Origin of the sequence: Streptomyces sp. NPDC058457 (genome assembly GCF_042720695.1) — a bacterium.
GTDB lineage: Bacteria > Actinomycetota > Actinomycetes > Streptomycetales > Streptomycetaceae > Streptomyces.
The window spans coordinates 1-24,893 of sequence record NZ_JBHXLU010000065.1 but is presented as its reverse complement, the minus strand read 5'-3'; the positions used below and the strand labels follow the sequence as shown (position 1 = coordinate 24,893).

18 protein-coding genes are annotated in these 24,893 nt (G+C 71.1%); 13 read left to right on the top strand and 5 right to left on the bottom strand.

The features are described from left to right. Positions 1-219 precede the first annotated feature (219 nt). Positions 220-999: a transcriptional repressor LexA gene (gene lexA / locus ACFWPS_RS37295; protein WP_089104346.1), complete on the bottom strand. Its 780-nt coding sequence runs from the start codon at positions 997-999 to the stop codon at positions 220-222. A 504-nt stretch (positions 1,000-1,503) separates the two neighbouring features. On the opposite strand from lexA, the gene nrdR reads away from it, so the two are divergent. Next, entirely contained in the window at positions 1,504-2,055 is a 552-nt protein-coding gene (gene nrdR, locus ACFWPS_RS37290) for a transcriptional regulator NrdR (RefSeq protein WP_383713773.1), read from the top strand. Between the two features lie 164 nt (positions 2,056-2,219). Further along, positions 2,220-5,117 carry a vitamin B12-dependent ribonucleotide reductase gene (locus tag ACFWPS_RS37285; protein ID WP_383713770.1) on the top strand — a complete coding sequence of 966 codons (2,898 nt, stop codon included), beginning with the start codon at positions 2,220-2,222 and terminating at the stop codon, positions 5,115-5,117. Between the two features lie 82 nt (positions 5,118-5,199). On the opposite strand, the gene ACFWPS_RS37280 is transcribed toward ACFWPS_RS37285, so the two are convergent. Then, entirely contained in the window at positions 5,200-5,733 is a 534-nt protein-coding gene (locus ACFWPS_RS37280) for a TerD family protein (RefSeq protein WP_383713767.1), read from the bottom strand. Between the two features lie 151 nt (positions 5,734-5,884). Between ACFWPS_RS37280 and ACFWPS_RS37275 the strand changes: the two genes are divergently transcribed. From ACFWPS_RS37275 to ACFWPS_RS37265, 3 genes are all read left to right on the top strand, one after another. Then, positions 5,885-6,490, top strand: a complete 606-nt coding sequence (locus ACFWPS_RS37275; RefSeq protein WP_383713765.1) for a YdbC family protein — start codon at positions 5,885-5,887, stop codon at positions 6,488-6,490. 86 nt (positions 6,491-6,576) lie between these two features. Beyond that, positions 6,577-7,236 (top strand): histidine phosphatase family protein, encoded by a 660-nt coding sequence (locus ACFWPS_RS37270; RefSeq protein ID WP_089104342.1) that lies wholly within the window; start codon positions 6,577-6,579, stop codon positions 7,234-7,236. Between the two features lie 10 nt (positions 7,237-7,246). Next, the gene (locus ACFWPS_RS37265; RefSeq protein ID WP_383713763.1) at positions 7,247-8,176 is read left to right on the top strand and encodes an ADP-ribosylglycohydrolase family protein; all 930 of its coding nucleotides are present in this window, start codon (positions 7,247-7,249) and stop codon (positions 8,174-8,176) included. Positions 8,177-8,703: 527 nt separating this feature from the next. Here the strand turns inward: ACFWPS_RS37265 and ACFWPS_RS37260 are convergent. Next, positions 8,704-10,251 carry an MFS transporter gene (locus tag ACFWPS_RS37260; RefSeq protein ID WP_383713760.1) on the bottom strand — a complete coding sequence of 516 codons (1,548 nt, stop codon included), beginning with the start codon at positions 10,249-10,251 and terminating at the stop codon, positions 8,704-8,706. A gap of 187 nt (positions 10,252-10,438) precedes the next feature. Between ACFWPS_RS37260 and ACFWPS_RS37255 the strand changes: the two genes are divergently transcribed. From ACFWPS_RS37255 to ACFWPS_RS37245, 3 genes are all read left to right on the top strand, one after another. Beyond that, positions 10,439-11,062 (top strand): TetR/AcrR family transcriptional regulator, encoded by a 624-nt coding sequence (locus ACFWPS_RS37255; RefSeq protein ID WP_383713758.1) that lies wholly within the window; start codon positions 10,439-10,441, stop codon positions 11,060-11,062. Positions 11,063-11,144: 82 nt separating this feature from the next. Further along, positions 11,145-11,846: a ribonuclease HII gene (locus ACFWPS_RS37250; RefSeq protein WP_383713756.1), complete on the top strand. Its 702-nt coding sequence runs from the start codon at positions 11,145-11,147 to the stop codon at positions 11,844-11,846. A 68-nt stretch (positions 11,847-11,914) separates the two neighbouring features. Beyond that, the gene (locus tag ACFWPS_RS37245; RefSeq protein WP_383713753.1) at positions 11,915-12,541 is read left to right on the top strand and encodes a hypothetical protein; all 627 of its coding nucleotides are present in this window, start codon (positions 11,915-11,917) and stop codon (positions 12,539-12,541) included. Between the two features lie 227 nt (positions 12,542-12,768). On the opposite strand, the gene ACFWPS_RS37240 is transcribed toward ACFWPS_RS37245, so the two are convergent. Then, positions 12,769-13,389: a hypothetical protein gene (locus ACFWPS_RS37240; protein WP_383713752.1), complete on the bottom strand. Its 621-nt coding sequence runs from the start codon at positions 13,387-13,389 to the stop codon at positions 12,769-12,771. Positions 13,390-13,675: 286 nt separating this feature from the next. Next, entirely contained in the window at positions 13,676-15,841 is a 2,166-nt protein-coding gene (locus ACFWPS_RS37235) for a RecQ family ATP-dependent DNA helicase (protein ID WP_383713749.1), read from the bottom strand. Between the two features lie 131 nt (positions 15,842-15,972). Between ACFWPS_RS37235 and ACFWPS_RS37230 the strand changes: the two genes are divergently transcribed. From ACFWPS_RS37230 to ACFWPS_RS37210, 5 genes are all read left to right on the top strand, one after another. Then, positions 15,973-17,508: a DUF4192 domain-containing protein gene (locus ACFWPS_RS37230; RefSeq protein WP_383713746.1), complete on the top strand. Its 1,536-nt coding sequence runs from the start codon at positions 15,973-15,975 to the stop codon at positions 17,506-17,508. 552 nt (positions 17,509-18,060) lie between these two features. Next, entirely contained in the window at positions 18,061-19,980 is a 1,920-nt protein-coding gene (locus ACFWPS_RS37225) for a glycogen debranching N-terminal domain-containing protein (protein ID WP_383713836.1), read from the top strand. Between the two features lie 176 nt (positions 19,981-20,156). Continuing rightward, positions 20,157-20,915: an NUDIX domain-containing protein gene (locus tag ACFWPS_RS37220; protein WP_089104332.1), complete on the top strand. Its 759-nt coding sequence runs from the start codon at positions 20,157-20,159 to the stop codon at positions 20,913-20,915. Between the two features lie 80 nt (positions 20,916-20,995). Beyond that, positions 20,996-23,725, top strand: coding sequence for an ATP-binding cassette domain-containing protein (locus ACFWPS_RS37215; RefSeq protein WP_383713744.1), 2,730 nt, complete (start codon positions 20,996-20,998; stop codon positions 23,723-23,725). A 162-nt stretch (positions 23,726-23,887) separates the two neighbouring features. Then, a complete protein-coding gene (locus tag ACFWPS_RS37210; RefSeq protein ID WP_383713741.1) occupies positions 23,888-24,775 on the top strand; it encodes a FadR/GntR family transcriptional regulator in 888 nt (295 codons plus the stop codon). The last annotated feature ends 118 nt before the right edge of the window (positions 24,776-24,893 follow it).

Sequence of the window (24,893 nt, the reverse complement as noted above, 5' to 3'; positions counted from 1 at the left end):
CCTACCCCCGGGTTGGTGGGGGGGGCGGCCTCGGGGGGGGGGGCGGGTGGGGGGGGCCCATATTTGGGGGGGGGGCGGCCCCGGCGGGGGGGGCCCCCCCCCCCCCCGCGATCCAGAGCGGTGAACGAAGAGGTTCCGGACAATGCAGGACCCCGGAACCGGCGCAGGGGTCCCGGGGCCCGATCGGAGGGCGGGCGTTATGACCGCCCGCCGCAGGCGTCACACGCGCCGCAGTACCGCGACGACCTTGCCCAGAATGGTCGCGTCGTCGCCGGGGATCGGCTCGTAGGCCGCGTTGTGGGGGAGGAGCCAGACATGGCCGTCCTCGCGCTTGAAACGCTTGACGGTGGCTTCGCCGTCGAGCATGGCGGCGACGATGTCGCCGTTCTCGGCGACCGGCTGGCGGCGGACGGTGACCCAGTCGCCGTCGCAGATCGCGGCCTCGATCATGGAGTCACCGACGACCTTGAGCACGAACAGCTCGCCGTCGCCGACCAGCTGCCGGGGGAGAGGGAAGACGTCCTCGACCGACTCCTCGGCGAGGATCGGCCCACCGGCGGCGATCCGGCCGACCAGCGGGACGTACGACGCGGCGGGCTTTCCGGCGGTGTCCGTGGGCTGCACGCTCACGGCCTGGTCGGAGCCGCGCACCTCGTACGCCCGCGGGCGGTGCGGGTCACGGCGCAGGAAGCCCTTGCGCTCCAGTGCCATCAGCTGGTGTGCCACCGAGGACGTGCTGGACAGGCCGACGGCCTGGCCGATCTCGCGCATCGACGGCGGGTAGCCCCGCCGCTGCACCGAGTCCCGGATCACCTCGATCACCCGGCGTTGCCGGTCGGTGAGGCCCGAGCTGTCAGCCCGGATGCCTGGAGGTCGGCCCGGCAGGGAACGCTTGTGTCCCTCAGGATTCACGGCTTCGTTCATGGCATGCACCGGGTCGAGTCGGCCCTGGGAGCGGTCCTGGGCGGTGATGGTGGCACTGTCTGCGGTCGTGGTCACGTCGGCCCCTCTCGATGGTCTCCCTGCTGGACAACGGTAGTTGCTTTCGAAAGGTTGCGCCAAACACACGTTCGAGTGAAAAAACGCGGTTCACCGTACGCGATCACATGTCTGGGTGTATGGCTTACGCGGTACCCGGCGGGCAAAAGGGCCCATTGTTGTACTCTTCACCGCCGGGGTGATGACCTTATGGGTGTGCCCAGTCTGCCATCCTGGCCGCCGCCGACCGGGATGTAGGTCCCCATCTGCGCCGGAGTCGCACGTGACCTCCGTGCGGCGCCCACGGTATCTCCGTATCCGCCGTAGCGGTACGTGTGCGACACGCGCAACCTGGCGATGTATCAGCCAATCACCACATCTAGTGGTTGGATTGCTACAGCAGCCCACAAGTTGTGGTCCCCCGGGTCTCCGGTCTCTCTGAGATCGCCTATGCTTGGGGCTGCTTCGAGGGGCCCATGTGGCCCAGCGAGGCTATTGAGTCTGCTGTGAGGAGGGTTGGAGATCATGCACTGCCCCTTCTGCAGGCACCCCGACAGCCGTGTGGTCGACAGTCGTACGACCGATGACGGCACGTCGATCCGCAGGCGCCGCCAGTGTCCGGACTGCTCCCGTCGTTTCACGACCGTGGAGACGTGCTCGCTCATGGTGGTCAAGCGGTCCGGAGTCACCGAGCCTTTCAGTCGTACCAAGGTCATCAACGGCGTGCGCAAGGCATGCCAGGGACGGCCTGTCACCGAGGACGCACTCGCCCAGCTCGGCCAGCGGGTCGAGGAGGCGGTGCGGGCCACCGGAAGCGCCGAGCTGACCACCCACGACGTGGGGCTGGCCATACTCGGCCCGTTGCAGGAGCTCGACCTGGTCGCCTATCTGCGATTCGCCTCCGTCTACCGGGCGTTCGACTCGCTCGAGGACTTCGAGGCCGCGATCGTGGAGCTCAGACAGGCTGCGCAGGACCCCGCCGTGGACGACGAAGACGCGGGAGCGGGGGGCCAGGAGGACGATCACGGGCCAGGCGGAAGCGCACAGGTGCCCGCGCCCGTTCACATCGCCGGCTGACGGGCGGATCGGAACCGGGCGGAGGGCCCGGATCCGGTTGTCGGACGGCGATCCAGGACTTGTCGCGGGTGGCAGCTGAGAGCACTCGTGACGCGAAAACAGAACAGTGTGTCACGGGAACATCGTGGCATTTCAGGGCGTTTTAGCCCGTACAGGGAGGCGGCATGACAGAGACGGCGAGCGGTCCGGCACGGAGTTCCCGCGTGAAGGGAACCAAGGCCACCAACGGACTGCGTATCGAGCGCATCCACACCACCCCCGGCGTGCATCCGTACGACGAGGTGAGCTGGGAGCGCCGTGACGTCGTCATGACCAACTGGCGCGACGGCTCGGTCAACTTCGAGCAGCGTGGCGTCGAGTTCCCCGACTTCTGGTCGGTGAACGCGGTCAACATCGTCACCAGCAAGTACTTCCGCGGTGCCGTCGGCACCCCGCAGCGCGAGACCGGCCTCAAACAGCTGATCGACCGCATCGTGAAGACGTACCGGAAGGCCGGCGAGGAGTACAAGTACTTCGCCACGCCCGCCGACGCCGAGATCTTCGAGCACGAGCTGGCGTACGCCCTCCTGCACCAGATCTTCAGCTTCAACAGCCCCGTGTGGTTCAACGTGGGCACCCCGCAGCCCCAGCAGGTCTCCGCCTGCTTCATCCTGTCCGTCGACGACTCCATGGAGTCGATCCTCGACTGGTACAAGGAAGAGGGCATGATCTTCAAGGGCGGCTCCGGCGCCGGCCTGAACCTCTCCCGGATCCGTTCCTCCAAGGAACTGCTCTCCTCCGGTGGCAACGCCTCCGGCCCGGTCTCCTTCATGCGCGGCGCCGACGCCTCCGCCGGCACCATCAAGTCGGGCGGCGCCACCCGCCGCGCCGCCAAGATGGTCATCCTGGACGTCGACCACCCCGACATCGAGGACTTCATCGAGACCAAGGTCAAGGAGGAGGAGAAGATCCGCGCCCTCCGTGACGCGGGCTTCGACATGGACCTGGGCGGCGACGACATCACGTCCGTCCAGTACCAGAACGCCAACAACTCGGTCCGCGTGAACGACGAGTTCATGACGGCGGTCGAGCAGGGCGGCCGGTTCGGTCTGCGCGCCCGGATGACCGGCGAGGTCATCGAAGAGGTCGAGGCCAAGAGCCTGTTCCGCAAGATGGCCGAGGCGGCCTGGGCCTGCGCCGACCCGGGCATCCAGTACGACGACACCATCAACCACTGGCACACCTGCCCGGAGTCCGGCCGGATCAACGGCTCGAACCCCTGCAGCGAGTACATGCACCTGGACAACACGTCCTGCAACCTCGCCTCGCTGAACCTGATGAAGTTCCTGAAGGACGACGGCAAGGGCAGCCAGTCCTTCGACGTCGACCGCTTCACCAAGGTCGTCGAGCTGGTCATCACCGCGATGGACATCTCCATCTGCTTCGCGGACTTCCCGACCCAGAAGATCGGCGAGAACACCCGCGCCTTCCGCCAGCTCGGCATCGGCTACGCCAACCTCGGCGCCCTGCTCATGGCGACCGGCCACGCCTACGACTCCGACGGTGGCCGCGCCCTCGCCGGAGGCATCACCTCCCTGATGACCGGCACCGCCTACAAGCGCTCCGCCGAGCTCGCCGCGGTCGTCGGCCCCTACGACGGCTACGCCCGCAACGCCGACGCCCACAACCGCGTCATGAAGCAGCACGCCGACGCCAACACCGTGGCCGTCCGCATGGACGACCTGGACACCCCGGTCTGGGCCGCCGCCACGGAGGCCTGGCAGGACGTGGTCCGCCTCGGTGAGAAGAACGGTTTCCGTAACTCCCAGGCGTCGGTCCTCGCCCCCACCGGCACCATCGGTCTCGCGATGTCCTGCGACACCACCGGCGTCGAGCCCGACCTGGCCCTGGTCAAGTTCAAGAAGCTGGTCGGCGGCGGCTCGATGCAGATCGTCAACGGCACGGTCCCGCAGGCCCTGCGCCGCCTGGGCTACCAGGAGGAGCAGATCGAGGCGATCGTCGCCCACATCGCCGAGAACGGCAATGTGATCGACGCACCCGGCCTCAAGCACGAGCACTACGAGGTCTTCGACTGCGCCATGGGCGAGCGCGCCATCTCCCCGATGGGCCACGTCCGCATGATGGCCGCCATCCAGCCCTGGATCTCCGGCGCCATCTCCAAGACGGTCAACATGCCGGAGACGGCGACCGTCGAGGAGGTCGAGGAGATCTACTTCGAGGCCTGGAAGCTCGGCGTCAAGGCGCTCGCGATCTACCGCGACAACTGCAAGGTCGGCCAGCCGCTCTCCGCCAAGACCAAGGAGAAGGAGAAGGTCGAGGTCACCGAGAAGGCCGAGGCGACCATCCGCGAGACGGTCGAGAAGGTCATCGAGTACCGCCCGGTCCGCAAGCGCCTCCCGAAGGGTCGTCCCGGCATCACCACGTCCTTCACCGTCGGCGGCGCCGAAGGCTACATGACGGCCAACTCCTACCCGGACGACGGCCTGGGCGAGGTCTTCCTGAAGATGTCCAAGCAGGGCTCGACCCTCGCGGGCATGATGGACGCCTTCTCCATCGCGGTCTCCGTCGGCCTCCAGTACGGTGTGCCGCTCGAGACGTACGTCTCGAAGTTCACCAACATGCGCTTCGAGCCGGCCGGTATGACGGACGACCCGGACGTGCGGATGGCGCAGTCGATCGTCGACTACATCTTCCGCCGCCTGGCGCTGGACTTCCTGCCGTTCGAGACGCGCTCCGCGCTCGGCATCCACTCCGCCGAGGAGCGTCAGCGGCACCTGGACACCGGTTCGTACGAGCCGGCCCTCGACGACGAGGTCGACGTCGAGGGTCTGGCCCAGTCGGCGCCGCGCGCCCAGGAGCTGAGGGCCGTCGCCGCCCCGCGGACCGAGGTCGGCTCGGCCAAGCCCGCCCCGAGGCAGGCGCACACCAGCGCCGAGCTGGTGGAGATGCAGCTGGGCATCCAGGCCGACGCCCCGCTCTGCTTCTCCTGTGGTACCAAGATGCAGCGGGCCGGCTCCTGCTACATCTGCGAGGGCTGCGGCTCGACCAGCGGCTGCAGCTGACGAGTCGATGTGACGTGAAGTAAGGGGCGCCGGCCATGGCCGGCGCCCCTTACCGTTTGTCCGCCCGGGTGCTCGTCGGCCGTCAGGGACGGCCGAGCCCGCCCATCTCCCGGGTGAAGACCACCGGGTCGTCCTCGAAGCCGTGCAGTCCGGGCCGGAAGCTCCAGTCTCCGGACCCGTCGCGTACGAACTCCGCGACGGCGGCCGCCGTCGCTCCGAGAACCGAGCCGAAGTCATCCTCGGCCAGGACGTTGTAGCCCTCCCGGACACGGACGGCCGGGTTCAGGACATTCACGAACGTGCGGTGCGTGGCCCGCTGCTGGATGACGACTCCGACGACCACGCGCACGTACCGGCTGTCGAGCCGGTCCAGTTCGAGTGTCATCACCTCGTCCCAGCCGAAGCCCTTGCCGTCCTGACTGTCCCGGTTGAGAAAGATCGTGCCGTCTGGCGAACGGCTGTCGAAGTGCACGAGATAGGCCGGAGTTCCGTACGGGTCGGCCCTCGTGAACGTCCCGGCGATGACGTCGAGATCGGTGGGTGGCTGCCCGGAAGGGCTGGGATCCCACTTCACCGCGACCTCGACCTTGCTGATCGCCTTGCTGAAACCGCTCATCACGCGTCCCCTTCCCCCTAGAGGTCCACTGCCCCAACTGATGGGCTGCCCAGGCTCTTTGTCCATCGTGCCACGCGCGCGGGGGCGCATGCGCGGGTGATCTCAGCCGGAGCGTGACCGGCGCCACGCTCCATGGCCTTACGATGGCGCGGTGCTGGTCAAGTGGATTCGCTGCACCGTGGTTGACCGCCGGGGCTTCGAGCGGGGGCAGCGGAAATGGGCGGGGCTTCTGGGGGAGCCGGGATTTCGGGGACAGGGCGGGGGATGGAGTCGGCAGCGCCCCGGAGTGGCGCACATCTTCGCCTTCTGGGAGAGCCGTGCCTTCTACGACTCCTTCATGGCGCGTTCGCATGACCGCCTTGCCGCGTCCCAGTCCGGCACGTACAAGGACCAGCAGGTCAAGCTGTTCGAATACCGGTTCGATGTGAAGACCGGCTTCGAGCCGCGGTTCACGGACAGCGACCTGGTCCGGGTGGCCCTCTGCCGGGTGCGCGAGGAGCGCGTCGAGCACTTCACACTGATGCAGGAGAAGGTCTGGAACCCGGCGATGGCGGGCTCGCCCGGCATGATCCGTGGCATGTTCGCCGAGGCCCCGGCGCACGAGTTCATGATCCTTTCCATGTGGCGGTCGGCCGCCGAGCACGGCAAGTACCGCACCGAACGGGTGGAGCGGCTGGCCCTGCGTGCCCAGACGGAGGCCGACATCGCGGCCCTCACGGGTGACATCGTGGAGCTCGAACCGAGCTGGATCGTTTGAATATCCAACTCGTGATTTGTGTGACCTGCGCTGTATGGGGCCCGTCCGAGTGCTCGATTTTTCGTCACTCGATCTAGGGTTTTGGCATGGCACGACCACGGCGCATCGTCCTTGTCCGGCACGGCGAGTCAACCGGCAATGTCGACGACTCCGTGTATGAGCGGGAACCCGACCACGCGCTGGCCCTGACCGAGCGGGGCTGGCGGCAGGCTGAAGAGACCGGCAAGCGTGTCCGGGAGATCTTCGGCAGGGAACCCGTCAGCGTGTACGTCTCCCCGTACCGGCGTACGCACGAGACGCTCCGCGCCTTCCACCTCGACCCGGATCTCATACGCGTGCGCGAGGAGCCCCGGCTGCGTGAGCAGGACTGGGGAAACTGGCAGGACCGCGACGACGTGCGACTGCAGAAGACGTACCGCGACGCGTACGGACACTTCTTCTTCCGCTTTCCCCAGGGCGAGTCCGGGGCCGACGTCTACGACCGCGTCGGCGGCTTCCTGGAGAGCCTGTTCCGCAGCTTCGAGGCGCCGGACCACCCGCCGAACGTGCTCCTGGTGACCCACGGCCTGGCGATGCGGCTGTTCTGCATGCGCTGGTTCCACTGGACGGTCGCGGAGTTCGAGTCGCTCTCCAACCCCGGGAACGCGGAGATGCGGATGCTCGTTCTCGGGGAGGACGGCAAGTACACCCTCAACCAGCCCTTCGACCGCTGGCGGGACCCGGAGCCCTACTGGATGAGCGGCTAGGCTGGCCGCGATGATCTCATCCACTGATTCCTCGACCCCCGGGCGCCTGGAGCGCGCCCTGGCCAGCCTGCGCGGACTCGCGGTGGGCGACGCGCTGGGCTCGCAGTTCTTCGTGCCGGTGAACTACCCGCTGCTGAAGCGGCGGGAACTGCCTCCGGCTCCCTGGCAGTGGACCGACGACACCGAGATGGCCTGCTCCGTCGTCGCCGTCCTGGCCGCCCACCACCGCATCGACCAGGACGCGCTGGCCCACTCCTTCGCCGGGCACCATGACTTCGACCGGGGCTACGGCCCCGCCGTCAACCGCCTGCTGCGCCTCGTCCGGGAGGGCGGCGACTGGCGCGAGCTGGCCGCCGGGCTCTTCAACGGGCAGGGGTCCTGGGGCAACGGCGCCGCGATGCGGATCGCGCCTCTGGGCGCCTGGTACGCGGACGATCCGGAGCAGGCCACCCACCAGGCCGAGATCTCGGCCTACCCCACGCACCAGCACCGGGAGGCCGTGGTCGGTGCCATGGCCGTGGCGGCCGCAGCGGCGCTGTCAGCCGCGCCCGGCGGCCCGCCGAGCCCTGCGGCGCTCCTGGACGGGGTCGTCGCCCTCGTGCCCAGAAGCGCCGTCGGCCAGGGCCTGCGGCGCGCCCGCGACATGCTCGACTACGCCGACGCCGGCACCGTCGCGGCCGTCCTGGGCTGCGGACGACGTACGACCGCCCATGACACCGTCCCCTTCGCCCTCTGGTCGGCCGCACGCGCCCTCGGCGACTACGAGACGGCGTTCTGGACGACCGCCCAGGTGGGCGGCGATGTGGACACCACCTGCGCCATCGTGGGCGGCGTGCTCGCGGGCAGCCCGCAGGGAGCGCCGCCGGCCGTATGGGCGGAGCGGACCGAGGCGCTGCCCGAATGGGTGCCGGCGGGGACGGAGACCGCTGTCGGCGGGTGATCGACCGAGGCCGGGCTCGGACCGTGTACGGCGGCGATGCGGTTCGGCGCCCCTACGGAGCCGGCTCGCACGGAAAGCCGCGAGGTCGCGGCACCCCGGAGGCAAGGGAGACATGCGACGAGGCGGGGTGCTGCTGCCTTGTGTCGGTCCCGGTGTCTGAAGGCCGTCGAAGTGTGCCGGGGTGAAGCCTCGTCGGCCCGAAGCCGGCCCCGTCCCCGGCACCTGTGGTCCATGCTGAATCCCGTGGTCCGCAAAGGAGACTCTCCGTACCTGGTGGGAACTCTGCGTGACCGTCGGGCGTTTTCCCGGCAGCCGCTCCACTTGACGCATGTGCCGGCAGGTGGGCGGGAGGCGTGGTGGCGGGGGAGGTGTCGGTCATGGGGGTCGGATTTGCTCTTCTGGTGGTGTGCGCCGTGGTGATGATCGCGGCGCCCACGGCCGAGGTGCGGATGGCCGGACCTCTGCCTCTGCCGTCTGTGCCCTGGCAGAGGTCCGGCCATCCGCGGCTCTGCGCGGACCCGGTGGGGTCAGCCGATCCCCGGGCCGGCCGTGCCCGCGAGGGCTTCGAGATCGCTCCTGCGGACCTTGATCACCAGCCAGGCCGTGAGCAGACCGATCCCGGCCATGGCGGCGGCGGGGATGAACGCGGTCGAGATGCCGTGCGCGAGCACCTCGTGCCCCCAAGGCGCGGGCAGCTGATGGGTCTTGGCGAACTCCGCCTTCTGCTCCGGCGAACCGCCGGCGAGGAACTTCGGCAGTTGCTTCTTCGCCTCGTCCTTGCTGGCCGAGCCGAACACCGTGGTCAGGATGGACAGGCCCAGCGAACCGCCCACCTGCTGCATGGCGTTGAGCAGCCCGGAAGCCGCTCCGGCCTCGTGCGGGGCGACACCGGAGACCGCGGTGACGGTCGCCGTCACGAAGTTCAGCCCCATGCCGAAGCCGAAGACCAGCATGGGCCCGAGCACCCCGCCGACATAGGAGCTGTCGGGCTTGATGAACGTCTGCCAGGTGAGTCCGACGACCACGAGCGCCGAACCGGCCATCATGAACGGCTTCGGGCCCAGGACGGGCAGGAACCGCTGCGAGATCCCGGCTCCGACGGCGATGGCCGCCGTCACGGGCAGGAAGGCCAGGCCGGCCCTGATCGGGCTGTAACCCAGCACGTTCTGCACGAACAGCACGATGTAGAAGAACATGCCGAACATCGCCGCGGCCAGGCTGAGCATGATCACATAAGTGCCCGAGCGGTTGCGGTCGGCGAACATCCGCAGCGGGGTGATGGGCTCCTTCGCCCGGGTCTCGATGAAGACGAAGGCCAGCAGCAGGACCACCGCGGCGGCGAACGACCCGAGGGTCAGACCGTCGTGCCAGCCCTTCTCCGAGGCCCGGATGAAGCCGTAGACCAGGGAGGCCATGCCCAGGGTGGAGGCCAGCGCGCCCGCGATGTCGAACCGCCCGGGGTGCCGTTCGGACTCGTTGATGTACTGCGGGGTGAGGGCGACGATCAGCAGTCCGATCGGTACGTTGACGAAGAGCACCCAGCGCCAGTCGAGCCAGTCGGTGAGCATGCCCCCGGCCAGCAGGCCGATGGCCCCGCCGCCCGCGGAGACCGCAGCGAACACGCCGAACGCCCGGTTCCGCTCCGGACCTTCGGGGAACGTCGTGGTGATCAGCGCCAGCGAGGTCGGCGACGCGATCGCGCCACCCATGCCCTGGAGGGCGCGGGCAGCGAGCAGTTGCCAGGGTTCCTGGGCGAGACCGCCGAGGAGCGAGGCGAAGGTGAACAGCAGGATGCCGGTCATGAACACCCGGCGTCGGCCGAGGATGTCACCGGCCCGCGCGCCGAGGAGCAGAAGACCGCCGAAGGTGAGGGTGTAGGCGCTGACCACCCATGTGAGGTCCGTGGTGCTGAACTTGAGCGCGTCTTGAATGTGCGGGAGCGCGATGTTCACAATCGTCGCATCAAGTACCACCATGAGCTGGCAAGCGGCAATCACGGTGAGTGCGATGCCGGGGCGTCCCTGCCGGCGGGCCGCACCTGGTTTCCGGTCCTGTATCAGTTGAGAGGTCGTCACTATGGGTCCCCCACGAAGGTGTTAGTGAACGCCAGCGTTCACTGTCGCGTCAACGGTAGTGAGTCCTCGGTAGAGAACGCAAGCGTTCACTTAACTGCGTGTCGCGTGCCGCGTCCCCCTTTTGTCGTCGCGCGCCGCGCCCCCGCTCCGGAATCCCCGCTTCCCTTCGCTCGCTGGAGAAACTCAGATGGTTACCTCGCGCTGGACTGCCGCTCCTCCTCAGGCGGCCTCCCCTCGTCGGCGCGGTGCGGTCCTCGAACGCGCGATCCTGGACGCCGCCTTGGAGCAGCTCAGCACCGTCGGCTGGAACGGCCTCACCATGGAAGGTGTCGCCGCCGGTGCCCAGACCGGGAAGGCGGCGGTCTATCGCCGCTGGCCCTCCAAGGAGGAGCTGGTCGCGGACGCGCTGCAGGCCGGTCTGCCACGTTTGGAGGAGGCTCCCGACCTCGGAAGTGTTCGTGAGGACCTGTTGGCCCTGTGCCGGCAGACCCGGGACGCGATGTTCTCGCGCCCCGGCTTCGCACTGCGGTCGGTTATTCACGAATGCGACCCCCTGCAGGTCGAGCGGTTCCATGGCGTGATCTTCGACGGGGTCGTGGGGCCGACGATCCAGCTGATCGGTGACATCGTCGCCCGAGGTATCGAGCGGGGCGAGGTGCGTGCCGACGCGGCCAACGGCTATGTCCTCGATGCCATTCCGGCGATGATGATGTACCGCAACAAGATTTCCGGAAGCGAATGGAACGATCAGGAGGTCGAAGAGATGATTGACCGGTTCATGCTTCCGCTGCTGCTGTCGCGCGGGGCCTGAGCCGCGGCTCGGGTGGTCCGGGGCGCGGTCCGGGAAGCCGGGGTGTCGCCAAGGGATCAGTGCGGCGTACCCTAAGGGCGCCATGCCGTACGAACCGCCTACTCACACCGTCGAGCGCTCCCTTCGCGCCACGACCGGAGCCAAGGTCATTGCCGGTGTCGACGAGGTGGGGCGCGGCGCCTGGGCCGGGCCCGTCACCGTCTGTGCCGCGGTCACCGGTCTTCGCCGACCGCCCGAGGGCCTCACCGACTCCAAGCTGCTGACCGTCAAGCGGCGTACGGATCTTGCCGAGGTGCTGCGGGGATGGGTCACGGCCTATGCCCTGGGTCATGCCTCGCCGGAGGAGATCGACTCCCTCGGGATGACGGCCGCACTGCGACTGGCGGCGACCCGTGCTCTGGAGACCTTGCCGGTCCGCCCCGATGCGGTCATCCTCGACGGGAAGCACGACTACCTCGGTGCCCCGTGGCGGGTGCGCACGGTCATCAAGGGTGACCAGTCGTGTGTCGCCGTGGCCGCGGCCTCGGTGATCGCCAAAGTTCAGCGCGACAAAATGATGGCCGAACTGGGTATCGACCATGCAGACTTCGGATTTGCGGACAACGCCGGGTACCCGTCGCCCGTGCACAAAGCCGCACTGGAGGAGCGGGGACCCACCCCGTACCACCGGTTGTCGTGGGCGTATCTTGATGCGCTGCCCCAGTGGCGGCACCTCAAGAAGGTCCGCAGCTGGGCGGAGGGAAGCGTTCCGGAGATCGAGGGTCAGCTCGGCTTCGATTTCTGACCTTCCGGTCGCACTGTTGTGCCACCCGGTTCACGTGACCTGCACCAACGTTTGATAAATATCAGCTCATGCCTCTCATTCCCGAGGAGCCTCAGATTCACGAGAGTGCCCAGGGTCCCCGCGCCACTCCGGCCACCGGCCGTACCGCGCCGACCCCTCGTCCCGTACCCGGCCCCCGTCCCGCGGCTCCGTCGCGTCCCGGTCGTCCCGGCCCTGTGCGGCCCACGCCGCCGGTACAGCGCGCGCCGCGTGACGTGGCCAAGCCAGGCCCGTCCGGCCCGGCCGTCCCCGCCGCGGCAGCGGCGGCCCCGCAGATCCAGCTGATCCCGGCCTCGGTCGAGAGCGCTCTCGACGCGGCCGAGGAAGCAGTGGACCTGCTCCTCGAATCGGGTCGTGCCCCCGGCGACGTGCTGGTGATCACCACCGGCCCGCAGCACCCGTGGGCCGACCACGAGCTGTCCTTCGGCGAAGCCTCCTACTGGGCCCAGCACGACGCGGGCGACGACGTCTTCTACACGGACGCCGCCGTCGCCTCCCGTGCCGCGACCCGCTCCGTGGTGGTCGTCGCCGTCAACGGCGGCCCCGACACCGTCGCCGCCACCGCCCTGCCGCTGGCTCTCTCCCGGGCCGGCGCCCTGCTGATCGTCTGCGGCGACCCGCAGCGCATCAACTCGATGCTGGGCGCGGGCGTCTGAGCTGTCTCCGGCGCCTCTGGGACTCCGGAGGTACCGAAGGGGCGCGGCGGTGACTCGCACGGTGGTGCCTTTGGTGTGCCCGGACGACGGGCGGGTGCCATTGCCCGTCGCAGAGTGCGGCGTGATCGCCGAGCACGCCGTAGGTCATGTCGCCGCAGGTCATGTCCGGGGCGCCGTGCCCGGCGGAGCGTGCCCGGCCCCGGTTCCCCCTTGCGGGGGCCGGTGGTTCAGCGGGCGGCCGCGCGGCGCAGTACCTCGGAGGCGGCGCCTCCGGTACGCGGCGCCAGCGGCGGGGCCTCCGACAGGGCGAAGGGTTCGGGAGGCGAGTCGGCGTTGGGGCGCCGCCCGCCGCGACCCTCGCCGAGCACCTGCCAGCCGTCGTGCGTCAGCGTGATGTAGGCCCCGCAGCGCAGCCCGTGCAGAGTGCAGGCGTCCCGCAGCCCCCACATCCAGGCACCGTCCTCCTCCGTCCAACGTGCGTCCCCCTCACGGCAGTAGAGCAGGACGGCGGTCCGCACCGGGGTGCGGCGCCGCAGGTCGTGCGGGATGACCCGGCGCAACTGTGCCAGCAGCGCGTTGCGGAACATCCAGCCGTCGGCCGGGGCCGAGCGTCGGCCGAAGGAGGCGCTGGCACACAGCCGTTCCTCCGGATCGAGGACGGCGACGACCGCGGTGCCCGGACGGGGGCGATGCCGGGCATGCAGGCCGCTGACGACCTCGCGGGGGTTGCGCAGCAGCGGTATTCCGGCGTCGGCCCACTCCGCGGGCTCGAGCAGACGACTGGCGGAAGCGGCGGACGCGGACGTCGACAACGATGCCGCCGAGGACGGAGCGAATCCGAAGGTCACGTTCCTCCCTTCGGCTACGCGCCCACACAGCGGGCGAGATCGGATTCGGGGCCGCGCGCACCGCAGCAAAGCCCAACCGGATCACGGACGAGCCGTGCGGGGAGCGGACCTCAATTCTTGCTGTCGAACTTGGATGCGGCAACGAGCAAATGGGGCCACCGACTGTTATCTGGTGGTGCGTGGCTTATATCCCTACCCGTAGAGGCACCCGTCGACCCCTGGGACGTTCGAGCGCGGCACGTTCGTGCGCCGCACCCGATGCCATATTCGAACAGCAGCGGGCCGGTCAGCCCTGCACGGCGAGGACCAGCGGCAACACCCCCCGCGCTCCGGACCGGCGGAGCATCCGAGCCACAACCCCCAGGGTCCAGCCGGTCTCGGTGAAGTCGTCCACCAGCAGGACCGGTCCCTGGACCTCGGCGAGAGCGGTGGCGAGGCCGGGCGGCACGGTCAGCGCACCGTCGAGGGCCTTGAGACGCTGGGCACTGTTGCTGCGCGAGACCCGTGGCGCTTCGCCCGCGTACTCCACGGAACCGAGCAGGGGCAGTCTGCCGACCTCCGCGATGCGCGCGCCCAGCGACTGGATCAGCCGGGGCCTGGAGCGCGAGGCGACGGTGATGACGCCCACGGGGCGCGGCTGTGCGTCGGCCGCGCCCGAGGCCCAGCCGCCGGGCCCCTTCGCCCAGTCGGCCAGCACCTCCACCACGGCACGGGCGACATCGTCCGGCACGGGCGCGTCCGGGGTCTGGGGAGCGAGCAGCGGCCGTAGCCGATTGCCCCAGCCGATGTCCGACAACCGTCCCAAGGCCCGCCCAGCCGACGCCTGTTCACCGGCCGGAATGCGTCCCTTGAGGTCGATGCCGATCGCCGGCAGGCCGGTCGGCCACATCCGGCGGGGCTCCACCTCGACGCCCGCGCGGCCCAGGTCGACCCGCGCCGCGTCCAACGCGGCCGTGGAGGTGCCGATCGTGAAGCGGGGCCGTGCGCAGTTGTCGCAGCGGCCGCAGGGCTTGGCGTCCTCGTCGTCCAGCTGACGCTGCAGAAACTCCATCCGGCAGTCCGACGAGGCCGCATACGCCCGCATCGCCTGCTGCTCGGCCTCGCGCTGCCGTGCCACCCAGGCGTACCGCTCCGCGTCGTACGTCCACGGTTGCCCGGTCGCGGCCCAGCCGCCCTTGACCCGCCTGACCGCGCCGTCCACGTCGAGCACCTTCAGCATGGACTCCAGCCGGGAGCGGCGAAGCTCCACCAGCGGCTCCAGCGCGGGCAGCGACATGGGGCCGCCGGCCCGGGAGAGGACATCCAGGGTCCGGCGCACCAGGTCCTCCGACGGGAAGGCGAGCGAGGCGAAGTACTCCCAGATCGCCTCGTCCTCCTTGCCCGGCAGCAGCAGCACCTCGGCGTGCTCGACACCGCGGCCCGCGCGGCCCACCTGCTGGTAGTAGGCGATGGGGGAGGAGGGCGAGCCGAGGTGCACCACGAACCCGAGGTCGGGTTTGTCGAAGCCCATACCGAGCGCGGAGGTGGCGATCAGCGCCTTGACCCGGTTGCCGAGCAGGTCGTCCTCGGCCTGCTGCCGGTCGGCGTTCTCCGACTTTCCCGTGTACGACGCCACGGTGTGCCCGCGCTGCCGCAGGAACGCTGTGACCTCCCCGGCGGCGGCCACGGTGAGCGTGTAGACGATGCCAGAACCCGGCAGTTCGTCCAGGTGGTCCGCGAGCCAGGCCATCCGGTGCGCGGCGTCCGGCAGCCGCAGCACATTCAGGCTGAGGCTCTCCCGGTCCAGCGGACCGCGCAGCACCAGCGCGTCCGAGGTGCCGCCGGTTCCGAGCTGCTCCGCCACGTCGGCGGTCACGCGCGCGTTGGCCGTGGCGGTGGTCGCCAGCACCGGGACACCTGGCGGCAGGTCGGCGAGCATCGTGCGCAGCCGCCGGTAGTCGGGCCGGAAGTCGTGGCCCCAGTCCGAGATGCAGTGGGCCTCGTCCACGACGAGCAGTCCGGTCGCCGCGGCGAGTTTGGGCAGGACCTGGTCGCGGAAGTCCGGGTTGTTGAGCCGCTCCGGGGACACGAGGAGGACGTCGACCTCGCCGGCCGCGATCTCCGCCTGGATCGACTCCCAGTCCTCCGTGTTGGACGAGTTGATGGAGCGGGCGTGGATGCCGGCCCGGGCCGCGGCCTCCACCTGGTTGCGCATGAGTGCGAGCAGCGGGGAGACGATCACCGTCGGGCCGCCGCCCGAGGCCCGCAGCAGCGAGGTCGCCACGAAGTACACCGCGGACTTGCCCCAGCCGGTGCGCTGGACGACCAGGGCCCGGCGACGGTCCGCGACCAGCGCCTCGATCGCCCGCCACTGGTCCTCGCGCAGCCGGGCGGTGCCCGTGTCGTCCCCGACGAGACGGGCGAGGACGGCATCCGCCCGGGCCCGGAGTTCCGCGTTGCTCGTGTGCTCCATGCGTCCCATACAACAGGACGGGACCGACAGCCGTGCGGGCCTGTGGACACGGGAGACGGCTTTGTCGTGTCCCTGATTTGACTTATCCACAGGCCCAACCGGAATCACAAGATCCGCGAGATCGTCTGCGCATGACGAATCACAGCGAAACCACTGGACCCTCCGAAAACGGCGACATCGCCCGAGGTGCGGTCCCCCTCGGGCGATCCGCCCACGACGCCCACGACACCCAGGTCACCCTGCGCACCCCGGCCGAACTGGCGGACGCGCTGCCCTATCTGCTGGGGTACCGCCCCGAGGACAGCATGGTGCTGGTGGCCCTGCACGACCGCGCCGGCCGCGGCCGCTTCGGCGGCCGGGCCCGGCTCGGCATCCCCTCGAACAAGGACGACTGGGATTCGGCGGCACGCCAACTCGTACAGGGCCTGGTGACCGGCGGCGAGCGCCGGGGAGTCCGGCCCGAGCAGATGGTCGCCTACGTCTGCCAGGAACCGGCGCCGGGCGAATCTGGCCGGGACGTGATGCGCAGGCTCATGCCCCTGGCCCAGCTGCTGCGTACCGAGTGCGGTCGGCTCGACGTGCCCGTGATCGAGGCACTGTGCGTGTCCGACGGCCGCTTCTGGTCCTACTGCTGCCCGACCGAGGAATGCTGTCCGCCCGACGGCGCCCCCATGGGCCTGCCCGGCACCTCCGTGCTCGCGGCCGCCGCCACCTACGCCGGGATCCAGGTGCGCGGCAGCCTGCGGGAGCTGCGGGCCAGGCTGCTCCCCTGGGAGACCGGTGCCGTGGAGCAGGAGATCGCTCTGGACAGCGCCGGAATGGCACTGGTGCCCCGCATCCTCGACGACGCCTTCCGGGCGGACGTGGCCGAGGAGACCATCGCCCTCGCCGGGCGGGTCATCGACCGGTACGCCGGTGCCACTCCCGTGTCCGGCACCCACCAGGCGGATCTCCGTGACGACGCCCTGCTCGCCCACGACGAGGCCGCGACGCTGATTCTCGGACTGCAGGACCGCACGACCCGCGACCGCGCAGCCGCATGGATGGAGGGCGACGAGGCCGGACCGGCGCTGCGCCTGTGGCGAGCCCTGGCCCGCCGCTGCGTCGGCCCGTACGGCGAACACGCCGCCGCTCCCCTCACCCTGGCGGGCTGGGTCGCCTGGTCGACCGGTGACGACCTGGAGGCACGGGAGGCGCTGGCGATGGCCCTGGGCGCGGACCCCGACTACCTCTTCGCCCGGCTGCTGCACCAGGCCTGCAACGAGGGCTTGGACCCGGAGTCGATCCGTCGCTGTCTGCGCGCGGAAAGCGCGGAAGGCACTGGTCGCGTACCGGCGGACGGCACGGCAGCGGCCGGTGACGCCGGTCCCCTTCATCCCGACCCCGACCCCGACCCGGACCCCGACCCCGCCGACGCGCGGGCCGCCGCTTCCGGCACTCGTCGTCGCCGCCCACGCACCGCAGACACCGCCGACGATCGACGGCCGTGGTCAGAAGGCACCCGGCCGCGACAGGCGGGCTCGGAGCACACCCGGCCCGGTTCGTCCGGGCCGGGCGGCCGCCGCACGCGTGCGGCGAAGAAAGCGGAGCCGAGTGAGACAGGGGGTGGCCGGGCCACGCCGGAGGGCAGGCGATCCGGGAACGGCCGTAACGAGGGGGACGGATGATCGGGGGACGATCACGGGTGGCGGCCGGGCGGGCCTGGGCCGACGGGGTCGGCCGCTGGGCCCTGGGCCTCGTCGGAGGGGAGCGGCGCCGGGACCGCCGGCCCTGCGGCGGGCATCGGGTCGGCCTGCCGGCCGTGGGCGTCCGCAGCCACAGGCGCAGGCCGACGGGGCCGAACGACGTAGCACCGCCCCGGCATTCGATCGGCTTCGGCGGGCGGGGGCGTGACCAGGAGGAGTCCGTTTCCGTTCACCTGAGTGGCGGAACGCCTGGACGGGCCGTGCCGCGGCCCGTCCCCTGTTCCCCCGGAGCCCTCCGTCCGGCGCCCGGCACATCGCAGGCGCACAGCGCGCAGAAGAAGCCGCCTCATGCATCAGCCGCCTCCGCCCTCCACCGCCTCCGACAACCGCCGACTGCGGGACGGCCCGCCCTGGCCGCCGCCGACGGAGGGCGGTCCAGCGCAGCCACCCAGCCGCACACCCCGGGCCGCCCCCGCCCGGCCGGTTCCCACGGGCCCGGTGCACGTCGGCGGGCTGCCGCCCACGCACACCGCCATGATCTGCGTCGCGTTGCCCGGCCTCGCCATCTCCACGGAACACGGTCAGTTGAACGGCCAGGGACTGGAGGGGTTCTACCGCGCGGGCCGGCGGCTGCTCGCGCGCTGCCAGGTCCGTGTCGCAGGCCGCGAACCCCTCGCGGTGCAGGCCCGGATGACGGGGGCGGACTCCGCCCGCTTCGTCGGCACGCTCCGGGCCTCCCCGGGGGCGGGACCGGACCCGGATGTCATCGTGGAACGAATCCGGCACGCCGACGGCACGGAGCGCATCACCTTGCGCAACTGCGCACTCCATCCCCTGCGCCTGCCACTGGAGACGGCCCTGGGCACGGACCTGGCCGACCTGGGCGCCATCGCCTCCGGCACCCCGGGACCCGAGCTCTCGGCCAGCGTCCACGACTCCGGCCTCCGCTGGACCACCCCAACCGGCAACGCGTCGGTCACGGCGGACCCGCCACCCTCCGATGCGCTGGCCTCGGCGGGACTGCTGCGCTGGGAGTTCGAACTGCCGCCGGGCGGAACAGCGAGCGTGGAGTTGCGGGTGCGCCCGGACGGTGCCGGCCCCCTGCGCGCGGTGGGTCGTGCCGCGACCAGCCCGCTGGCACCGGCCAGGGCCGCGGGCGACGACCCGAGGGCCACGGCGCTGCTCAGGAAGAGCATCGAAGATCTTCAGGCGCTGCTGCTCCGCGACCCCGCGCACCCCTCCGACAGCTACCTCGCCGCCGGGGCGCCCTGGCGTTGCGGTCTGGCCCCGGCCGAGGCACTCGCCGCCGCCCGGATGACCCTGCCCCTCGGTACCCGCCTCGCCGCAGGAACACTGCGCACCCTGGCCCGCACCCAACTTCGCGGTCCGGGACATCGGACCGGCATGATCCCCGGCCCGCGCCGTGACGCCGGAGCACACCTGCCACCGGCCTGCACGGGTACGGAGGCCACCCTGCTCTTCCCCGTCCTGTTGGCGGAGGCCCGCCGCTGGGGACTCCCGGAACAGGAGACGCGGGAACTGCTGCCAGCCGCCGAGCGCTGCCTGACCTGGCTGCGCACCACAGCAGGCGACCGGACCTACCTCTGCGACCCGCAGCCAGGCGGCCCCGTGCGCGGCGAGACCCAGGCCCACGCCCACCGGGCCGCCCTGCTCGGTGCCGACCTTCTCGACTCCTGCGACCGGCCCGGCGGTGCTGGGCTGCGGCAGTGGGCGGCGGAGCTGAGGAAGGCGTTCCGGGTGGACTTCTGGGTCGACGAGCGAGGCGGCGGCCGTCCTGCGGCGGCCCTGAGCGCGGACGGCCGTCCCCTGGTGCAACTCGGCTCCACCGCCGTGCACCTTCTCGACACCGGCCTGCTCGGAGCGGGCGAGCTGGCCGCCGGCCTGCTCGACAAGGTGCAGACCGAGCAACTAGCCAGGCTGCTCGGCGGACCCGCCATGGACTCGGGGTGGGGGCTGCGCGGCCTGGGAGCCAAGGAGACAGGACACAGCCCGTTCGGCCATCGGTCCGGCGCCGTCCGGGTCCAGGAGACGGCACTCGCCGTCGCCGGGCTGGCCGCCGCGGGCTACGAAAGAGAGGCGGGCGGGCTGCTGCACGGCCTGCTGGCGGCGGCCGAGTACTTCGGCCACCGGCTGCCGGAGATGTTCGCCGGCGAGCAGCGCTCGGAGGGGAGTGCTCCCCTTCCGCACCCCGCCGCCTGCCGTCCGGCGGCCACGGCCGCTGCTGCCGGGGTTCTGCTCCTCACCACGCTCGTCGGCATCCGCCCCGACGCCCCGGCGGGGACCGTCACCCTCCGCCCGGTCCACAGTGCGCCCCTGGGCGAACTCGGCCTGACCGGGTTGCGGGTAGCCGGTGCGCCCTTCTCGGTACGGGTCAGCCGGCTCGGTCTGGCCATGGTCGAGGAGGCCGCCGACGGCCTGCAGCTGGGGGTGTGACCTCCTGCCGGGAGAGCAGCGAGCCGGTACGGGGACACGGCCGCGCCGAGAGGACGGCCGAGTGGTGAACGTGTGCCGGAACGAACCGGGAGCGCATACCGGATCGAAGTGGATCAGCCGTCGGAGTGAGCGTCGAAGGGAGTGTTTATCGTCAGGCAGACGACTATGATCACCGCATGCCCTACGACCCGTCAGCCTTTCCGCCGTTCGCCGTCACCGTGGACCTGGTCGTGCTGACCGTGCGCCGCCATGCTCTGTGCGCGTTGGCGGTACGCAGAGGCGAGTCGCCGTTCCAGGGGCGCTGGGCGCTGCCGGGCGGCTTCGTGAGGGCCGACGAGGATCTTTCGCAGGCGGCGGCGAGGGAACTCGCGGAGGAGACCGGGCTGCGGGCCCACGACCCCGACGCCCCCGCCCAGGAGGGCGGGGCCCACCTGGAGCAGCTGGCTACCTACGGCGACCCCAAGCGCGACCCCCGGATGCGCGTGGTCAGCGTGGCCCACCTCGCCCTGGCCCCCGACCTGCCCGCACCGCGCGCGGGCGGCGACGCCAGCAACGCACGCTGGGCGCCGGTGGGGGAACTGCTCGCGCAGGGCGGCTACGGCCGGGACGGCGAGCCGGTCGCGCCACTCGCCTTCGACCACGCCCAGATTCTGTCCGACGGTGTGGAACGGGCCCGCTCCAAGATCGAATACTCGTCCCTGGCCACCGCGTTCTGCCCGCCCGAGTTCACCGTCGGCGAGTTGCGCCGGGTCTACGAGGCGGTGTGGGGCGTGGCGCTCGACCCGCGCAACTTCCATCGCAAGGTGACGGGAACCCCCGGATTCCTGGTCCCCACTGGCGGTACGACCACCCGTCAGGGCGGCCGCCCGGCCCAGCTCTTCCGGGCCGGCGGGGCCACCCTGCTCAACCCGCCGATGCTGCGACCCGAGGTGTGACCGTCCGACAGCGCGAACTCGACCAGGATTAAACACCTCTATACCCGGAAAAACGGTCATTCCGCGCTATCTTCCCTAAGGTGATCCAGGCCTTCGGACTGACCAGCAATCCCCGCAAGGCGCACCCGCCCGCCGTCGACGATGTGACCTTCGAAGCGGGCGAGGGCCGCGTCACCGCACTCCTGGGCGAGGCGGGCGCGGGCAAGAGCACGGCGCTCAGACTGATGCTCGAACTCCAACAGGGCCGTGGGCTCACCTACTTCAGGGGCCGCCCCCTGCACCGCATCGCCCACCCCTCCCATGAGGTCGGCGTGCTCCTCGGTGATGTCCCCGGTCATCCGTCCCGATCCGTCCGCGGTCATCTGCGCATGCTGTGCGCTGCGACCGGGATGCCGGCCCGGCGCGCCGACGAAGTGCTCGAAGCGGTCGGGCTCGTCAGCCTGCGCGAGGAGCGCCTGGGCACGCTGTCGCACGGCATGGACCGTCGGCTCGGCCTCGCCTGCGCCCTTCTCCCCGACCCGCACACCCTCGTCCTGGACGAACCCGGGGACGGCGTCCCCACCCGTGAGACCCACTGGCTGCACCGCATGCTCCGGGCGCACGCGGCACAGGGCGGCACGGTCCTGTTCACCACCGCAGACCCAAAGGAGGCCGCCCGCGCCGCCGACCGGGTCGTCACCCTGGAGACCGGCAGGCTCGTCGCGGACCAGGAGGCCCGCGAGTTCGCCCGCACCCGGCTCCGCCCACGCGTGGCCGTCCGCAGCCCCCACGCCGACCGGCTCGCCGCCGTCCTCAGCAAGGAGGCCCGCACCGACCGCCGCTCGGTGGAGGTCGTGCGGGAAGGCGGCAACCGCCTCTCCGTGTACGGCAGTACGACCGCCGAAGTCGGCGAGACCGCCTTCCGGCACGGCATCCTGGTCCACCAACTCGCGGACGAGACCGGCGACATGGGGCCGGGCGCCGGGGCGGAGCCGCCGACGGACGAGGCGCCGGAGACGGTGCGGCGGGAGCCGGATCCCGGGGAGCCGGCCTCGGCGCACGAGGGACGGCCGACGGGTGAGCGGCGACGCGGCGAGGGCGAGAGCGAGCGGACCGCGTCGGCCGGTGTCCGGCCGGCGTATCCGCAGCGAGCCGTTGAAGTGGCTTCTTCCGCCGGTCGGCAGGACGCGCCGCGCGCGGACCGGCGCAAGGATGCGGACACGCCCGCGGTCGCCCCGCAGCCGAGGGCGGAGCTGGGCCGCTCGCAGCCCGCGACCGCCCCGAGCCCCGTACAGCAGCCACGCATCGCCGGGCAGGAGCCGGGCCGAAGCCGTCCGTCGCTCGCCGTGGAACCCTCCGGCGCGGCCGGACCGCAGCCCTCGGTCACCGCCGCAGGGCTGACCGACGACCCGGCCGTCGGGCCTCTGCCTGTGACCCCGGACGCGGAGCTCTCCACCCACGTGCATCCCACCGACCAGTTGCCCCCTCCGGCAACCGCCAAGCCTCCGGCCGCTCCCACCCTCGCCAAGCCGTCGGCCTCCCTCGGCTCCGCCGAGCCCTCCGGGCATGCCGGGTCCACCAGGACAGCGCCCGCCGTACCTGCCCAGCCGCCCGCCGCCACTTCCGCCCAGTCGCCGACCCGGGCGGTGTCCGTGGAAGCCGCGGTGTCCGTCGAAGCCGTGACAGCCCAGTCAGCGCTTCACGCCGTACCCGTCGAAGCCGCCACAGCCCGGTCAACGACCCGGGCGCTACCCGTCGAAGCTGCGCCCGCGCAGCCGCCGACGCACGTCGTATCCGCTGACCCCGTCAGCGATGAGCCGTCGATGCGCGCCGTGCCGGCCGACGCCCCTGTAGACCAGCCGCCCGCTGACGCCGGACCCGCCGGCACCCCCACCGCCCAGCTGTCCGCCGGGCACCCACAGCCGGGCACGCGGCCCCGCAAGGCCCCGGCAGACGGCGACGAGTCGGCCCCGGCCCCGGTCGGTACCGCGCGCCGGGACGGAGCCGTCGACGATCTGGACCCGCTGTCCCCGCTTCCGCCTCCCATCTGTGTCCGCCGCGCCCCCAGCCCCCTCCGCCCCCTGCGCTACGAACTCCGTCGGGCCGCCGGGATCGGTGCCGGCTTCCTCACCTGCGGTGCCGTGCTGCTGGTGTCCGCCCTCACCGCCCTGCTGCTGGCCAGGGTCGGGCACACCCCGCAGGCCCGGCTGTTCGCAGCCTGGCCGCGGGAGCTGCCGCTGCCTCCGGCGGCGCTCGGCGCGGGACTGCTGGGGGCGCTGGCCTTCGGCGACGAGTTCCGCCACCCCGCGCTGGCGGCGGACCGCGGCACCGTGCCCCGCCGGCTGGGGCTGCTCACCGCGAAACTGCTGGTCGCCGGAGCCACCGGGGTCCTGCTCTCGTTCCTCACCCTGGGCTGCGACGCCGAAGTGCTCTACCTCGTCTACGGTCGGGAGCTCGCACAGGTTCCCACTGACTGGTTCCCGCTGACCGCGAGTTGGTTCGGGCTGGTCGTCGGTTGTGCCTGGGCGGGCGTACTGGCGGCAGGTGTCTTCCGGTCCACCACGGGCGGACTCGCCGCGGTGCTCGCCGTACCCGTACTCGTCGTGCCGGTCGTGCACAAGGCTGTGCAGGGGACGGGGGTACGGATGGCCGCCGGATTCCCTGTACGGATGCGGGAGCTGTTCCTGCTGAAGTGGCCCTTCGGGGGAGAGCGCTATCTGGTCGGAGCGGCCCGGTTGCTGGCCCAACCCGTGGGTGGCGCACTGGCGTTGTCGCTGGCAGCGCTGCTCTGCGCGTATCTGTTCAGCACCCTGCGGGCCAGGGTCCGATGATTGCGGACCGGGCGCTTGCGATCCCACGGTGCGCACAACTCCCCTCAGAAAGCCCATTTCTTTCCGATAAGGCGTCAATTGCGACGGGGTGAGCGATCACCCTTTCGTGTGCTTTTCACCAAAGACCTCAAGGGAGTTGGAGGCAACGCCGACAAAGGATCCGTGAGTACCCTTGCGCACACCATGATGACCGCCGCCCGCTCCGCAGACTCTGGTCTGGTCGGCCCGGGCGAACTCGACCGCTACCCCTATGCGGAGGTCCCCGCCACCGATCGTGTGGGTGCGCCCTCCTGGGAGGGCGCGGATCCGGAGCTGGGCCGTGTGGGCCGGCGGGCCGCGGGCAGCCGCGGCCGCGGACTGCACGGCCAACTCGTCCAGCAGCTGGGTCAGATGATCGTCTCCGGCGACCTGGGTGCGGACCGCCCTCTGGTCCCCGAGGAGATCGGCCAGCGTTTCGAGGTCTCCCGCACCGTCGTCCGTGAGTCCCTCCGGGTCCTGGAGGCCAAGGGCCTGGTCAGCGCCCGCCCGAACGTCGGCACGCGCGTGCGTCCCGTCAGCGACTGGAACCTCCTCGACCCGGACATCATCGAGTGGCGGGCCTTCGGGCCGCAGCGGGACGATCAGCGCCGTGAGCTCAGCGAGCTGCGCTGGACGATCGAGCCGCTCGCCGCCCGTCTCGCCGCCGGGCACGGGCGTGAGGACATCCAGCAGCGCCTGTGCGACATGGTCGAGATCATGAGTCACGCCATGGCGCAGGGTGACGCGCTGACCTTCTCGCGCGCCGACGCCGAGTTCCACTCGCTGCTCATCCAGATCGCGGGCAACCGCATGCTGGAGCACCTCTCCGGCATCGTGTCGGCGGCGCTCCAGGTGTCCGGCGGCCCGGTCACCGGCTGTGAGCGGCCGAACGAGACGTCCCTGGCCCTGCATGCGCGGATCGTCGACGCGCTCGGCACCGGCGACGGCACCGCGGCCGAGTCGGCGATGCGTCAGCTGCTGACCATCCACCCCGAGGTGGAGCGCGTGGTGCCCGCACCGCGCGAGCACTGACCCGCGTCGAGAGCGGTGGGCTCGGTCAGTGCCGCGTTCTCGGGGCGCCGTCGGTCCGGGAGCCTGCTTCCGTCGCCGGCCGCCGCCGGGCCCCGCCGGATCCCCTGAGGCTCCGGCG

What these genes read in the sequence shown, in the direction of transcription:
- ACFWPS_RS37280 (WP_383713767.1), bottom strand. Translation starts at nt 5,733, where the DNA reads ATGAGCGGTTTCAGCAAGGCGATCAGCAAGGTCGAGGTCGCGGTGAAG.
- ACFWPS_RS37255 (WP_383713758.1), top strand. Translation starts at nt 10,439, where the DNA reads ATGGTTACCTCGCGCTGGACTGCCGCTCCTCCTCAGGCGGCCTCCCCT.
- ACFWPS_RS37250 (WP_383713756.1), top strand. Translation starts at nt 11,145, where the DNA reads ATGCCGTACGAACCGCCTACTCACACCGTCGAGCGCTCCCTTCGCGCC.
- ACFWPS_RS37245 (WP_383713753.1), top strand. Translation starts at nt 11,915, where the DNA reads ATGCCTCTCATTCCCGAGGAGCCTCAGATTCACGAGAGTGCCCAGGGT.
- ACFWPS_RS37285 (WP_383713770.1), top strand. Translation starts at nt 2,220, where the DNA reads ATGACAGAGACGGCGAGCGGTCCGGCACGGAGTTCCCGCGTGAAGGGA.
- ACFWPS_RS37235 (WP_383713749.1), bottom strand. Translation starts at nt 15,841, where the DNA reads ATGGAGCACACGAGCAACGCGGAACTCCGGGCCCGGGCGGATGCCGTC.
- ACFWPS_RS37270 (WP_089104342.1), top strand. Translation starts at nt 6,577, where the DNA reads ATGGCACGACCACGGCGCATCGTCCTTGTCCGGCACGGCGAGTCAACC.
- ACFWPS_RS37265 (WP_383713763.1), top strand. Translation starts at nt 7,247, where the DNA reads ATGATCTCATCCACTGATTCCTCGACCCCCGGGCGCCTGGAGCGCGCC.
- ACFWPS_RS37230 (WP_383713746.1), top strand. Translation starts at nt 15,973, where the DNA reads ATGACGAATCACAGCGAAACCACTGGACCCTCCGAAAACGGCGACATC.
- ACFWPS_RS37225 (WP_383713836.1), top strand. Translation starts at nt 18,061, where the DNA reads ATGATCTGCGTCGCGTTGCCCGGCCTCGCCATCTCCACGGAACACGGT.
- ACFWPS_RS37220 (WP_089104332.1), top strand. Translation starts at nt 20,157, where the DNA reads ATGCCCTACGACCCGTCAGCCTTTCCGCCGTTCGCCGTCACCGTGGAC.
- nrdR (WP_383713773.1), top strand. Translation starts at nt 1,504, where the DNA reads ATGCACTGCCCCTTCTGCAGGCACCCCGACAGCCGTGTGGTCGACAGT.